Below are 14,077 nucleotides of genomic sequence, written 5' to 3'. Positions count from 1 at the left end.
TAGGTTATTTTTTTATCCATTCCAGAATATTCGGATAGATAATACTATCTCTTTTTGTTTTACTGAAAAACCTTGGAACATGGCCTGTTTTCTCCATAAAGATAAACCTATGGGGAACATTCATGTGGGTGAGCGCAGAGTCCATTGCCTGCCCCTGATGATGGTTAACAAGGAAATCATTGTTGCCCTGAAATAATAGGGTAGGAACATTGGTGATGTTGGCAATAGGGCTGGCTTCCTTGAAAGCTTCAGAAATATTTTTACGATCAAACTTAGCTCCCACCACTTTTTGAAAAGTAGGAGAAGTATATTTAGAATAAAATGAATTCAGATATTCTGAGCTGTAAAAATCTGTAGGCCCACTTAGAGAAATGATTTTTTTGATCTGATCAGGATGCTGGTATCCATATAATAAAGCAAGATGTCCACCGGCACTTTCACCCAAAAGGACATAATTATTAGGTTGTAGTTCTGCTTTTTCAGCCAGAGAATTAAACTTTTCGATGACTAAACCAATATCTTCCAGTTGCTGCTTATAGGTAATGTTGCCCTTCTTAGATACCAATCGGTAGTTCATGTTGATACTGGGAATCTTATTTTCAAAAAGCATTTTCTGGATTTGAATCATATGTTCCTTTTTCCCAAGTGTCCAGGCTCCACCATGTACAATCAGAACAACGGGAGAGTCTTCGGAATAATCTTTTGGAAGGAAGACATCCATTTTTTGTCTTTTATGCTCTCCATATTTTAAGTTATAGATTTTTTGCTGGCCACCTGGTCCTACCCAAACCCTGAATTTCGTATTGCAAGACTGCAACAGGAAACTGAAGCATCCCATAGCGAAAAAATGATATCTGAGAATGAGCTTTTTCATAAATTAGAACCGAAAACAGTAGCTTTAAAAAGATTCTTTATAGAGTGCATCTGCATAATTAGACAAAGATTGGTTGTATCTGGGTAAATGTAGAGAAATTGCTTTTAAGGTTAATGATAATGCTTCTTTATATTCTCCTGCTGAAGAAAGGGAAAGCGCTAAAAAAGAGTCTACTGCATCGTTCAGTTCATCTGAATAATTTGCTTTTTCTTCTCTTAAAATATGGATGCTTTCTTCTATTTTTCCATTATTTCTTAATGTACTTGCCAGTTGGATTCTTGCTCTCCTTCTTCGTAAACCGGATAATCCATGAGCCAATGCAGATCTGTATAAAGGTTCAGCTTGCTTTTCATGTCCGGTTGAGTCAAAAGTACAGGCCATTTCAAAATCAGCAATAGCTTGTGAGCCTTTAAATAATGTGATATGGTCTTTGATTTGTTGAATAAATTCTTCATTGCTTATTGTTCCAAGCTTCTGCCAAATCCTCTGTAGTTGGATTTCCCAGTTTTCATCCATGATATAATTTTAAACAAAGATATAAAATATTGAAAGCGAAGTATTGCTTTACAATTCTTAAAATAATTGTCGTGCTATGAATCATAAAATGGAATTAAATATTTATTTTTGTTGAACTTAACAAAGATTAAAAAAAAATTAAAATATGGCATCAGGCTTTTTTGCAATTTTAGATGATATTGCAGCATTAATGGATGATGTAGCAGTTACCAGTAAAATAGCTACACAGAAAACAGCAGGGATCTTGGGAGATGACCTGGCTGTAAATGCAGAAAAGGCCACTGGCTTTCTTTCTTCCAGAGAACTTCCTGTTTTGTGGGCAATCACAAAAGGTTCCTTTATCAATAAGCTTATTATTCTTCCCATTGCTTTCCTACTCAATTGGCTTTACAAACCAGCTATTGAGATGATTCTTATTTTGGGAGGTCTATATCTAGCCTTTGAAGGAGTGGAAAAAATCATTGAATTTCTGTTTCATCGTTCTAAAAAAGGACATGAAGTAGTGAAAGAAAGCACTGAAGATGAGGATTCTGAAGTTTCTGAGAAAACAAAAATAAATTCAGCAATCAGAACAGATTTTATCCTTTCCATTGAAATTGTAATTATTGCATTGGGGACGGTAATTCAGGAAAATCACCCACTTCTTACACAAATTCTTACTGTGACCTTTGTTTCATTTATTGCTACAGTAGGGGTTTATGGAATTGTTGCACTTATTGTGAGAATGGATGATGCAGGTTTTAAATTAATCAAAAAAAGCCACGACAAGGGATTCTTTTCCATGTTGGGACATTTATTGGTAAAAGCTTTGCCAATAATTATTAAGATTTTAGGAGTAGTAGGAACCATCGCTCTTATCTTGGTTTCTGGAGGAATTTTTGCTCATAATATTCATTATTTACACGAATTGTTACCAACATGGCCTGGTATGCTTAAAGAATTTACATTCGGTATTGTAGGAGGCCTTGGTGCAGTTGCTTTGTTTACAATTGGTAAAGCAATATATTCATTAGCTACAAAAAAATAAGTTATACTTTGAATCATAAAAAATCCTGTACTTGAAAAATAGTACAGGATTTTTATTTGGTTGATTATTTTACTTCATATTAGCTTTGATCAGTTCAATTGCTGTGATAACTTTTGACCCAAACATATCCTTTGCCCAAGACTCGGGAGCTTTTAATCGCTCCAAAATTAAAAAAAGAACAAAGCCTTCGTCCTGTGACCACCATTTTTTATTTCGTCTAACACCAGCCATAGCGATGCTCTTTTCAATTTTTCCACCTTTAGGATGGATTAGCCACAAATACATGGAATATTGCCCCAGACCTTCCATGGTAAGGAAAAGGTCATCAATCTCTTTTAGTCCTTGATATTTGTCTTTAAAATAATTTGTCTGTCTTTGGTTAATGAAATTTAGCCCGTTTAAAAGTTGTTCCTTGTTCAACTCTTTATCAATAATACTGGTATAAAGACTATTTATTTCTGAGTGATACAGATCAAGATAATCTTTATTTTCACTAAAAATAGCCTGTATCATATCATCGTTAAAAGAAACTCCAAAGCTATTTTGTTTCTCATATTGTGTCATTTTATTGCCGAAGCTTTGCATTTGCTGAGAATGGGAAAACTCGTGAATGAACACTCCCGTAGTTAAATTATCTAATCCTAGTTCCTTGCTTTCAACCCCTGCTTTTTTCCAGAAACTAGGTAAGGGCATTACAAAAAATGACTGATGTTTATCTGTTGGGATTTCTGCCGCAAATGACATAATTCCTACAGGAACAGATGATTTATCCGGTAATGTGAGTGTGTTATGGTGAGGAGCCCTTTTCCAATTCAGTTTCAAATTTAAAAGATTATAACCCTTTATTAATTTACCTTTAGGAATAGTAACTGAAGAAGTGGAATATACATAGGTATCATCAAAAAATACAAATTGTACAGGCTGAAGTGTATCAATTTTATAAAGGTCTTTGTAAACCAATGACCATGCACAAAACCATTGTTTGATTACAGTATCAAATTCTTTGTTATTATTTTGCTGTCCAAATGCTTTTAATGGAATCGTAAAAAACATTAAAAAAAATACTATTCTTTTCATTTTGGAACTTTTAATAAAGAACTAATATATAAATTGATACAATAAAAAAGAGACCCTAAGGCCTCTTTATATTAATTGAATAAATCTTTTACTTTATCAAAAAAAGTTTTTTCCTTTCCGGATGGTTCTGCAACCATTTCTCCGCTGGACATCTGCTTTTCAAAGAAGTCTTTTTGCTCCTTGTTAAGCTTCTGTGGAGTCCAGACATTGATATGAATAAACATGTCTCCTTTTCCATAACTGTCGATGCTTGGAAGTCCTTTTCCGGCAAGTCTTAAGATCTTTCCGGATTGTGTTCCCGGATCAACAGTGATTTTCACTTTTCCACCAACGGTAGGAATCTCTTTTTTAGTTCCTAAAGCAGCTTCAGCAAATGAAATATAGAGTTCTTGGTGAAGATTATCGCCTTCTCTCTTGATTGTTTGATCTACTTCCTCTTCAATGATTACCAATAAGTCACCTGGAGTTCCACCAAATGGAGCATCATTTCCTTTTCCTCTTACATTAAGCTGGATTCCGTCTCTTGCTCCGGCAGGAATATTAATTGTGATTTCCTCTTCATCTTTCACAAGACCCTGTGCATTAGCTCCTGTAGGAATTTTATCAGCAACCTTTCCAATTCCCTGGCAAGTACCACAAGTGGTTTGGGTTTGCATTTGACCGAACATGGTATTCATTACTTTAAGCTGAACACCAGATCCATTACAGGTAGGGCAGGTTTTTGAAGTGGCTCCTTCCGCCATCTTCATTTTTTTAACCTTAATGGTTTTGTGAGTTCCGTTGACCATTTCCTCAAGGTTCAGCTTGATTCTGATTCTTAAATTAGAACCTCTTACCTGCTGGCGACCACCGCCACCGCCACCGAATCCTCCGAAACCACCACCGAAAATATCTCCAAACTGACTGAAAATATCTTCCATGTTCATTCCACCTCCGAAGCCACCGCCTCCGAAACCTCCATTTCCTCCCATTCCGGCATGTCCGAACTGGTCATATCTGGCACGTTTCTGATCGTCGCTTAGTACTTCATAAGCTTCAGCAGCTTCTTTGAATTTTTCCTCAGCCTCCTTATCTCCTGGATTTTTATCCGGGTGAAATTTGATGGCCATTTTTCGGTATGCTTTTTTTATTTCGTCGGCCGATGCAGATTTGCTGATCTCAAGAACCTCGTAATAATCTCTTTTTGACATGACTTTCTATTCTATAATTGATGATCGATAAATGATAAAAGATATTTAAAATTTAGTAATAAAAGTATAGCGGTCTATCCATTATCACTCATCATTTATCATTAATAATATTAGTTTCCTGTTACTACTTTTGCAAAACGGATTACTTTATCACTTAAAGTATATCCTGTTTCAATAACATCTACGATTTTCCCTTTTAGATCCTCCGATGGAGCAGGGATTTGAGTGATAGCTTCATGGAAATCTACGTTGAAACTGTCTCCAGCTCTCACTTCCATTGGTTTTAAGCCTTTTTCGGTAAGTTTATTTTTGAATTTTTGATAGATCAATTCTACGCCTTGCAGATCAGCTGGATTTCCGTTTTTAGCAATTTCCTTTAATGCTCTTTCGAAGTCATCCAAAACGCCTAACATAGAAACCATCATTTCCTGATTAGCAAATTGGAAGAACTCCATTTTTTCCTTAGACGTTCTTTTTTTATAGTTTTCGAATTCAGCATATAATCTAATGTAACGGTCTTTCTCCTCTGCCAAAAGTTCCTCTGCAGAAGGTGCCGCTGTCACATTGTCCTGAGACGCTGTGTCATTCTGAACATTGTTATCTTCCTGATTATTGATGCTTTCTTCGTTAATATCCTGATTTTCCATAATTCAATATTTATTTACTCAATTGTTTGACAAAGACTCTGCCAAAGGAGAAAACAAGACATTAAGGCAGAAAAAGATCACTCATACAAATGGTAAAAGAGGATGAATTGTCAATAAAAAAAGAGAGATTAGAACTTATATTTTCGCCACTGCTTATGCTAAAAAAATCCTTAAAACTCTTACCTCTGATTATTATGCTCCCATAAATGTCTGGTATAATAGATAGAGATTTAAAACAATAATAATAATGGAAATGATCCATACACAAACCTTAAGGAATGGTTTGTTGACAAATTCTCCCATTTTGGCTTTGTCATTGGTAAACATAACCAAAGGCACTACGGCAAAACTTAGCTGCATAGACAGAATAACCTGGCTTAAAACCAATAATTCAGTTGTTCCTTTTTCCCCATAAAGTATAGCAACAATTAAGGCCGGAATGACAGCAATAAGTCTTGTGATCAATCTTCGCAGCCAAGGTTTTAATTTGATGTTCAAAAAGCCTTCCATAACGATCTGTCCTGCCAAAGTTCCAGTAAGTGTTGAATTTTGTCCTGACGCCAATAGGGCAATAGCAAATGCGATACTTGCCATGGAAGCTCCTAAAATTGGAGTCAACATTTTATATGCATCATGAATATCGGCAACATGTTCATTTCCTGTAGTGTGAAAAGTAGCCGCTGCGAGGATTAAAATAGCTGCATTGATAAAGAAAGCCAGCATCAAAGAAACTGTACTATCTAATGTTGCGAACTTTATAGCTTCCTTTTTTCCTTCTCTGTCACGCGTGTAGTCCCTTGTCTGTACAATACTGCTGTGGAGGTATAAATTGTGAGGCATCACAGTAGCCCCTAAAATCCCAATGGCGATATAAAGCATTGCAGGATTCTGAATAATTTCTTTTTGTGGAACCAGCCCCCCTAAAATTTCATTAAAGGCAGGTTGAGAGATAACAATCTCATAAACAAAACAGGCGAGGATAATAAAGATAAGTCCACCTACTATACTTTCTATCCATCGAAATCCTTTTGCCTGAAGTAAAAGAATAATCAAGACATCTACAGTAGTAATAACAATTCCCCAGGTCAAGGGAATATGAAATAGTAAATTTAGGGCAATTGCTGAACCAATGACCTCGGCGAGATCACAGGCGGCAATAGCTATCTCACAGAATATCCAAAGAATAAAATTGGTGGTAGGGCTGAAGTGATCTCTACAAGCCTGTGCAAGATCCCTTTCTGCGACAACTCCCAATTTAACGGATAGGTGTTGCAGCACCATCGCGAAAATATTGGAAATAAGAATCACCGAAAGCAATGTGTATCCAAACTGTGCTCCTCCTGCAATATCTGTAGCCCAGTTTCCAGGGTCCATATATCCTACTGCAATCATGAGTCCAGGTCCTGCAAAAGCAAGATATTTCCTCCAAAAACTACCATTTTTAGGAACTTTAATGGAAGAATAAACTTCTGATAAAGAGTGAGATGTTTTATCTTTACGCCAAGCGTTTTTTAAATTGAGATTCATAAATGTTAGAAATGACTAACAAATTTAATTAAATAAATGTAAACACAAAAATTAGGGAAAGAAAAAATCCCGGAAATAACTTTCCGGGACTTAATTTTTATTGATTCTAAAGATTATTTTGCAAATCTTACAGACATTTTTCTGTCAGCAGCTCTTTCTGCATCAGTAGCTTTTGCATCTACCTTAGCAAATTTACTTCCGTACCCTTCAGCTCCAAGAACCTGAGCTCCAACTCCTGCTTTTCCTAAAGCAGCTTTGATATAATCAGCTCTTGCCTGAGATAATTTTACATTAGAAGCTTCATTTCCTGTCTTATCAGTATAACCACCGATTTTAACTTTTGAATCAGGGAAAGCTTTAAGGATAGCTACTAAGTTATCCAATTGTCCTTGTGATCCTGCCTCTAACTCTGTAGAACTTCCCATTTTGAAGTTAACATGGTCAAAATCATACCATTTTTCTTTCAATGCTGAATCATCAGCAGCACTCTTGTATCCGCCAGATTTCAGGAATCCAATCATTTGGTCTTCCATTCCTCCTTTGTAACCTTTTAACATGACACCGTTAAGGTCAATGTTTTCATCAGTTTTAGCTGCTGGTGTTGCAGTTGTAGCTGGTGTTGATGCAGCAGATGCTGTATCTGTAGACGTTCCTGTAGAATCTGTGGAAGAAGCCATCGTAGTGGTGGTTTGTTTTTTCTCACACTGTTTCCATAGGAAATATCCAGCTGCAATTAATAATAAAAGCGGAAGCAACCATTTCCAGATTGAACCTCCGCCTTGATTATCATTGTTGTTATTATTAAATTGCTCTCTTATTTCTCTTGCTCCCTCGTTAACATTTTCTCTAGCTGTAGCAACACCCTCAGCAAGGTTGTCTTTTGCAGTAGATGTTACTGAAGAAACTGTTTCTTTAGCCTGACCAAACCAATTTTCAGCCCCTAATCCAAAGGAAGCCAAAGAAAGACCTGCCGGCAATAAAGAAGAAATAATGCCTTTCTGATCATTCAGTAAGCCGGAAATACCTGAAGCACCCAAATTATTGTCTGCCGCGTATTTACCAACAGTGCCTACTGTAGCCCCGGTAACCAAGTTTAGTAAAGAACCTGCAGAATTATTGCTGATTCCTGAAAAACTGGCAATGGAATTTACTAATCCACCTACTTTATCTCCGAAAAGTGAAGATAACAAAGTAGTAATAATAGGATTACTAGACGATCCGCCTAATAGATTTCCTAAAATTCCACTAGAAGAGGCTTTTGTAATAGCATCCACAACACCTGGGTTGTCTGCGTTATTGGCTAATCCACCTACTACGGCAGGTAATAAGCCACCAATTGCTTTAGAGATTCCTGATTCGCTTTCTCCAAACTGTGATGCAGCTTGTGAAACCAAAGCGGGACCTAATTGTCCTTTAATTAAATCAATGACATTTAAAGACATAATAAATTTTTTTAGATTAATGTTGTGATAAATTTAAACAAAAATCCGTCCAAATGTCATTTTTTTTTGAATATTTCTTTAAATTTTAACGATTTTTTTTTAAATCGTTAAAATTATTAATATGCTTTTGCGAATAACACACGTCTCTTAGAAGGTTTTCCTGAAATCAGCGAAATACCTTCTTCTATGTCATCATCCAAAGGAATACATCTGATTGTAGCCTTAGTTTCTTCCTTAATTTGCTCTTCTTCTTCATCTGTACCATCCCAATGAGCGTAGATGAAACCTCCTTTTTCTTCTAAAACTTTTTTGAACTCTTCATAAGTATCAACTTTTGTAAGGTTATCCTGTCTGAAGTTCAGGGCTTTGTTGTAAAGATCTTCCTGAATGGTCTTTAATAGTTCTTCAATATAAGTATCTAACCCGTCAATAGAACGAACTTCTTTAGTAAGGTTGTCTCTTCTTGCAATTTCAACAGATTTGTTTTCCAGATCTCTTGGTCCCATTGCAATTCTTACTGGTACACCTTTCAATTCATACTCTGCGAATTTCCATCCCGGTTTGTTCTGTGTATCATTGTCGAATTTTACAGAAATACCTTTAGCTTTTAGCTTAGCTTGAATATCTAGAGCAACTTCGCTAATCTGTGCCAATTGCTCTTCTCCTTTAAAGATAGGAACAATTACTACCTGAATAGGCGCCAAAGTTGGAGGCAATACCAATCCGAAGTCATCAGAGTGCGTCATGATTAAAGCACCCATAAGACGAGTTGAAGTTCCCCATGAGGTTGCCCATGCATGTTCTATCTTTCCTTCTTTGTTGGTGAATTTTACGTCAAATGCTTTAGCAAAATTCTGACCTAAGAAGTGAGAAGTTCCGGCCTGAAGTGCTTTTCCATCCTGCATTAATGCTTCAATACAATAAGTTTCGTCTGCTCCTGCAAATCTTTCAGAGGGTGTTTTCAATCCTTGGATAACAGGCATTGCCATAAAGTTTTCTGCAAAATCTGCATATACTTTGTTCATTTTTTCAGCTTCTTCTACTGCCTCGTCTTTTGTTGCGTGAGCGGTATGACCTTCCTGCCATAAGAATTCTGCTGTTCTAAGGAATAAACGGGTTCTCATTTCCCAACGTACAACATTTGCCCATTGGTTAATAAGTATTGGTAAATCTCTGTAAGACTGGATCCAGTTTTTGTAGGTATTCCAGATAATTGCTTCTGAAGTAGGACGAACGATCAGTTCTTCTTCCAGTTTTGCATCTGGATCTACAATAAGTTTTGAAGGGTTGTTAGGATCTGTTTTTAATCTGTAGTGAGTTACTACAGCACATTCTTTTGCAAAACCTTCTGCATTCTTTTCTTCAGCCTCAAATAAGCTCTTGGGCACAAAAAGCGGGAAGTATGCGTTCACGTGACCTGTCTCCTTGAATTTTCTATCCATTTCATCACGCATTTTTTCCCAGATTGCATAGCCATACGGTTTGATTACCATACATCCACGTACTCCTGAGTTTTCAGCTAAATCAGCTTTTACAACCAGCTCATTATACCATTTGCTGTAATCTTCGCTTCTTGAGGTTAATTTTGCCATTATCTTTTAAAATTTTTTTAACTTTTGTACATTATTGTTATCTAAAAATAAAAATCTATTTTTGATAGATTTTTTAATCAGTATTGGTACATTTTTGGTACTGATTGCAAATATAATTTAAATTAAAAATTTTTACGTTATCATGAAAAGAAATATACATAAAAATTTGCTTGGTCTGCTAAAATCCAAAGGGATCTTGGCAATATCAGGTGGATTATTGCTTATGTCTTGTGGTGCTCAGATGGGAGGGTATAGCGAGACAGATGGGGTATATTATGACCCTAATAAGGATACGCTGCCAGAAGGAGTTATCATTAATGGTAGCGAAAATAGAGTAGGCGAATATTATGACTACTATCAGGATTCCAACGTGATTCAAAATGCACAGGCGAATTCAAGAGAACAACAGAATAAATATAACGAATGGAGTGGTACCAATGCCAATTGGACATCCAATGCTACAGACTCTGATTGGGGAATGTATGCAGGTTCCCAAACTAATTACTATGATAATTCATGGGGTTGGGGATCTCCTTGGGGCTGGTACGGAGGCTATAGCCCATATTGGGGCTTTAACCGCGGCTGGGGCTGGGGTGGAAGCATGTCCTGGGGTTGGGGCGGATCATTCGGTTGGGGCTGGGGCGGCTCTATCGGATGGGGAAGTCCATACTGGGGCTACGGATATTCTCCTTACTGGGGTGGTTACTATGATCCATTCTGGGGCGGATATTATGGTAACTCATGGGGTTACGGAGGAGGTTATAATAGAATTTATATGAGAAGTGGTAATAGTGGAAGTGGTTCAAGTATGAGTAATGCTGTCTACAGAACAAATACTGCTAGAAATAACAACGGATTTAGAAATAGCTCTAGTGGTGGTTTCAGAAATCAGAATTCCGGTGGATTTAGAAACGAAAGCTCTGGTGGATTCAGAAATGGAAATTCTGGTGGATTTAGAAACGGAAATTCAAATGGAGGTTTCAGAAATTCAGATTCAGGAGGATTCCGTAATTCGGCTCCTCAACAACAGCAAAGATACAACAATGGTGGTTTCAGGTCGGGTGATTCCGGAGGTTTTAGAAACAATGGCGGATTTAATAATTCCAGTGGTGGTTTCAGATCCGGTGGTTCATCTGGCGGTGGAAGCTTTAGAGGTGGTTCATCCGGTGGAGGCGGTGGATTTAGATCCGGTGGCTTCAGATAATATTCAACTTCATAAAAAACTATTAAAAAAATAATGTTAAAAAAATCTTTAGTATTAATGAGTATTTCTGCAGCATTTTTTGCGCAGGCTCAAGATGTTTCATTAATAAGGAATACTGTAGATGTTTATTCAAGCAATCCTATGGTGGGGTCTGCCAAGTTTAATGCGATGGCAGGAGCTAATGGAGCACTAGGAGGTGATGCGAGTTCACTGCTTACTAACCCAGCAGGTTTGGGAGTTGCTATTTCAGGAGAGGTTTCTGCAACTTTATCTATTACAGGTAATAAAAACAGTACTTCTTTAGCAGGCTCTACAATAGACTATAGTAAAACGAGAGGGGATTTGGGAAATGTAGGTGGAATAATTGCTTTTCCGTTAATGACTAAGTCTGCATGGAAGTTTATTAATATAGGGGTTAATTTTTCCAACCAATCTCTTGATAATGTAGTAGAATCTCCAGGAAATGCGAATATTAAAACGGACTTACCGGATGGAAGAGCTGTATTAGCTGGACATCAATATTCAAGAGCTGGAAATTTATCAAAGATGAGTTTCGGTGTTGGAGCCAATTATAATCATAGTTTATACATTGGAGCAGGGTTGAATTTTTTCAATGCCTCAGTAGATCAGTATGATCAGCTGGCATTCCAAATGGCTAAAAATAATAATATTGACGTTTTTAATAAGCAGGATAGTCCTTATTGGGAGAGAGCTTCCGGGTTTTCTGCTTCGGTAGGGGTTATTGGAAAACTAAGTCCTAATTTCAGATTAGGAGCTTCCCTTGAAACACCTACATTCTGGAGCATAGATCGTGATTTTAGCTTCTATGATAATCCTAATTATGGAAATGGTGTTGGAACCGAAAATAGAAAATTTACATCTCCGCTTAAGGCAACACTGAGTGCGGCATTTGTAGCGAGTAAAAACTTCTCATTGAATGTAGATTATACATTGGGTCTTACAAAACCTGATTATAAAGTATATAGTATCATAGAAAGAGATTTGAATTCTTTCTTTAAAGATAACTACAAAAACATGTCAGAAGTTAGAATAGGGGCGGAATATAGAGTACAGCAATTAAGACTGAGAGGAGGTTATTCTTATTTATCCAATCCTGTTGATGTGCTTACCATTAAAAGATTTGATAATGCGGGTAACATAGAAGATCAGTCTTATAATGATCTTATGCTAAGTGACAGAAATTTAGTTTCTTTCGGTATCGGATATGATTTCAAATCGTTCTATATTGATGCGTCATATCAGAATATAACTTCCAAATATAACAGTCCATCTATGAGAGGTGTTATTGGAAAAGATTACGATAGTGCTTATTATTCAACCAATTCAAATTCTATCTATGAAAATGTTACTTACGCAGTAAGTAGTGTTAAAAATAGCAAAAATAATTTCTTCCTTACTGTTGGTTGGAAATTCTAATTTCAACCTCACTTGAAGAATATTAAAAATAAAAAGCTCCGAATTGAAAAATTCGGAGCTTTTTTATGGGTAAAAATAAGTTTAATGATGATGAACAGGACTAGGGTGATGATGGAAAATATGCATAAGCAATGCAAGGGAAACTCCTAAAACCACAAGCCCTATTTTAAGCCAGTCAATATTATGGTTTTTATTGCTCTCAAAAATAATCACGGATGATATGTGAAGGAAAATCCCACCTACGATAGCCAGAAAATAAGGCTGAAGATCCGGGTTGAAATAATTCCCCAATAACATCCCCATAGGTGAAGCCAATGCAAAAAGGGCAACAATTAAGAGAGACGGGTAAGATGATGAACTTTTTGATTCTCCTTTTCTATTAAATAAAAATGCTCCCAGTATAAATGAAATAGGAAGATTATGGAATACAATTCCCAGAAGATAGGGAGATAATTCATGCTCTTCATTGGCAAGAGGAATTCCTTCAATAAATGCATGAATAAAAAGGCCTACCATTAAGGCCATAGGAAGAATGTTATGTTCACCATGATGATGAAAATGACCATGCTCAAAACCTTTGGTAAGAGCTTCCAGAATCATTTGCAAAAGAACTCCTGCAATGACAAATATCCCAAGATTACTGCTTTCTGTGGAAGTGTATACCTGAGGGAAAACCTCATTTAAACAAATGGTAATAAGGAATCCGGCACTTAATATCAATAGATTTTTGGCCAGCTTTTCTTTTTTACCAAAATGTTTTCCCAGAAATACTCCTGTAATTACACTTAAAATCAGTAAAAGTACTGTTATCATTATTTTTTCTTAAATAAATTGATGCAACGTGGGGAACTTTCTTTATTAAATTCATTAAGCTGATAATCTCCCCAGATTTTTATTCTTTCAAATCCACATTCTGAAGCATAGGTTTGTATGGCTTCTAATGTATGAAGTTTTACTTTTTCAAAAAAGTGAAAAGGCTTACCATCTGTTTCAAAACGAATGTCTTTAATAACATGCCTCCCTTCAATTTTTTTAAGAATTTTAAAATCTATATCACCACGGGTAACTAAAGTTTCAGGAACCATGGTATTTCTTACATATTCTTCATTCAAATAATCCAAAACAAAATACCCTCCCGGTTTCAATGCGTTGTAAACCGACTGGAAAACTTTTTTATCGTCATTTTCATTGTCAAAATATCCGAAACTTGTAAATAAATTGAAAACAGCGTCCATAGGGTCCGCATCAATTGGATTTCGCATATCATGAACTTCAAAGATTAAAGTTTGATTTTCATATTGTTTATCAGACTCAATGCTTTGTCTTGAAAGATCTAATCCCAAAACATCATAGCCCAATTTGTTGAGGAAAACAGAGTGTCTTCCTTTACCACAGGCAAGATCTATGATCTTGGATTGAGGCGGCAGCTGTAGGTCCGCAGTAAGTTTTGTAATGAAGTTTTCGGCTTCAGTATAGTCTCTGTTGCTATAAAGCAAATGATAATAAGGGGTATCAAACCAAGATTCAAACCATTCCATAATGCA

13 protein-coding genes are annotated in these 14,077 nt (G+C 36.4%); 3 read left to right on the top strand and 10 right to left on the bottom strand.

Features of this window, described 5'->3' with window-relative positions; all coding sequences use genetic code 11:
* Nucleotides 1–4: 4 nt before the first annotated feature.
* Both C1638_RS08975 and C1638_RS08970 read right to left on the bottom strand, forming a co-directional pair.
* On the bottom strand, nt 5–874 hold the full coding sequence (locus C1638_RS08975) for an alpha/beta hydrolase (RefSeq protein ID WP_109620174.1): 870 nt from the start codon (nt 872–874) through the stop codon (nt 5–7).
* A 24-nt stretch (nt 875–898) separates the two neighbouring features.
* Entirely contained in the window at nt 899–1,390 is a 492-nt protein-coding gene (locus C1638_RS08970; protein ID WP_228428093.1) for a tetratricopeptide repeat protein, read from the bottom strand.
* Between the two features lie 145 nt (nt 1,391–1,535).
* Between C1638_RS08970 and C1638_RS08965 the strand changes: the two genes are divergently transcribed.
* Nucleotides 1,536–2,417, top strand: a complete 882-nt coding sequence (locus C1638_RS08965) for a DUF808 domain-containing protein (RefSeq protein WP_109620170.1) — start codon at nt 1,536–1,538, stop codon at nt 2,415–2,417.
* Between the two features lie 69 nt (nt 2,418–2,486).
* Here the strand turns inward: C1638_RS08965 and C1638_RS08960 are convergent, their stop codons facing one another.
* From C1638_RS08960 to proS, 6 genes are all read right to left on the bottom strand, one after another.
* Nucleotides 2,487–3,494 carry a hypothetical protein gene (locus C1638_RS08960; RefSeq protein WP_109620169.1) on the bottom strand — a complete coding sequence of 336 codons (1,008 nt, stop codon included), beginning with the start codon at nt 3,492–3,494 and terminating at the stop codon, nt 2,487–2,489.
* A gap of 71 nt (nt 3,495–3,565) precedes the next feature.
* On the bottom strand, nt 3,566–4,684 hold the full coding sequence (gene dnaJ, locus C1638_RS08955; protein ID WP_106916500.1) for a molecular chaperone DnaJ: 1,119 nt from the start codon (nt 4,682–4,684) through the stop codon (nt 3,566–3,568).
* A gap of 110 nt (nt 4,685–4,794) precedes the next feature.
* Nucleotides 4,795–5,334, bottom strand: coding sequence for a nucleotide exchange factor GrpE (locus C1638_RS08950; RefSeq protein ID WP_438829979.1), 540 nt, complete (start codon nt 5,332–5,334; stop codon nt 4,795–4,797).
* A 189-nt stretch (nt 5,335–5,523) separates the two neighbouring features.
* Nucleotides 5,524–6,858 (bottom strand): Nramp family divalent metal transporter, encoded by a 1,335-nt coding sequence (locus C1638_RS08945; RefSeq protein ID WP_109620165.1) that lies wholly within the window; start codon nt 6,856–6,858, stop codon nt 5,524–5,526.
* Between the two features lie 113 nt (nt 6,859–6,971).
* Nucleotides 6,972–8,300 carry an OmpA family protein gene (locus C1638_RS08940; protein ID WP_109620163.1) on the bottom strand — a complete coding sequence of 443 codons (1,329 nt, stop codon included), beginning with the start codon at nt 8,298–8,300 and terminating at the stop codon, nt 6,972–6,974.
* A gap of 116 nt (nt 8,301–8,416) precedes the next feature.
* Nucleotides 8,417–9,892, bottom strand: a complete 1,476-nt coding sequence (gene proS / locus C1638_RS08935; protein WP_109620162.1) for a proline--tRNA ligase — start codon at nt 9,890–9,892, stop codon at nt 8,417–8,419.
* Between the two features lie 142 nt (nt 9,893–10,034).
* Here proS and C1638_RS08930 point away from each other — a divergent pair, with 142 nt between their 5' ends.
* Both C1638_RS08930 and C1638_RS08925 read left to right on the top strand, forming a co-directional pair.
* Complete coding sequence (locus C1638_RS08930; protein ID WP_109620159.1) at nt 10,035–11,096, top strand: prolyl-tRNA synthetase; 1,062 nt, start codon at nt 10,035–10,037, stop codon at nt 11,094–11,096.
* 57 nt (nt 11,097–11,153) lie between these two features.
* Nucleotides 11,154–12,533: an OmpP1/FadL family transporter gene (locus C1638_RS08925; RefSeq protein WP_228428091.1), complete on the top strand. Its 1,380-nt coding sequence runs from the start codon at nt 11,154–11,156 to the stop codon at nt 12,531–12,533.
* Between the two features lie 81 nt (nt 12,534–12,614).
* Here the strand turns inward: C1638_RS08925 and C1638_RS08920 are convergent, their stop codons facing one another.
* Nucleotides 12,615–13,343 carry a ZIP family metal transporter gene (locus C1638_RS08920; RefSeq protein ID WP_109620646.1) on the bottom strand — a complete coding sequence of 243 codons (729 nt, stop codon included), beginning with the start codon at nt 13,341–13,343 and terminating at the stop codon, nt 12,615–12,617.
* Nucleotides 13,344–13,345: 2 nt separating this feature from the next.
* On the bottom strand, nt 13,346–14,071 hold the full coding sequence (locus C1638_RS08915) for a class I SAM-dependent DNA methyltransferase (protein ID WP_109620155.1): 726 nt from the start codon (nt 14,069–14,071) through the stop codon (nt 13,346–13,348).
* Nucleotides 14,072–14,077 lie beyond the last annotated feature (6 nt).

Source organism: Chryseobacterium oncorhynchi, from assembly GCF_002899895.1.
Taxonomy (GTDB): Bacteria; Bacteroidota; Bacteroidia; order Flavobacteriales; family Weeksellaceae; genus Chryseobacterium; species Chryseobacterium oncorhynchi.
This window is presented reverse-complemented; position numbering and strand designations above follow the sequence as displayed.

Coding starts and splice junctions, on each gene's coding strand:
- C1638_RS08930 (WP_109620159.1), top strand. CDS start 10,035: ATGAAAAGAAATATACATAAAAATTTGCTTGGTCTGCTAAAATCCAAA.
- C1638_RS08975 (WP_109620174.1), bottom strand. CDS start 874: ATGAAAAAGCTCATTCTCAGATATCATTTTTTCGCTATGGGATGCTTC.
- C1638_RS08970 (WP_228428093.1), bottom strand. CDS start 1,390: ATGGATGAAAACTGGGAAATCCAACTACAGAGGATTTGGCAGAAGCTT.
- C1638_RS08945 (WP_109620165.1), bottom strand. CDS start 6,858: ATGAATCTCAATTTAAAAAACGCTTGGCGTAAAGATAAAACATCTCAC.
- proS (WP_109620162.1), bottom strand. CDS start 9,892: ATGGCAAAATTAACCTCAAGAAGCGAAGATTACAGCAAATGGTATAAT.
- C1638_RS08925 (WP_228428091.1), top strand. CDS start 11,154: ATGAGTATTTCTGCAGCATTTTTTGCGCAGGCTCAAGATGTTTCATTA.
- C1638_RS08915 (WP_109620155.1), bottom strand. CDS start 14,071: ATGGAATGGTTTGAATCTTGGTTTGATACCCCTTATTATCATTTGCTT.
- C1638_RS08940 (WP_109620163.1), bottom strand. CDS start 8,300: ATGTCTTTAAATGTCATTGATTTAATTAAAGGACAATTAGGTCCCGCT.
- C1638_RS08965 (WP_109620170.1), top strand. CDS start 1,536: ATGGCATCAGGCTTTTTTGCAATTTTAGATGATATTGCAGCATTAATG.
- dnaJ (WP_106916500.1), bottom strand. CDS start 4,684: ATGTCAAAAAGAGATTATTACGAGGTTCTTGAGATCAGCAAATCTGCA.
- C1638_RS08960 (WP_109620169.1), bottom strand. CDS start 3,494: ATGAAAAGAATAGTATTTTTTTTAATGTTTTTTACGATTCCATTAAAA.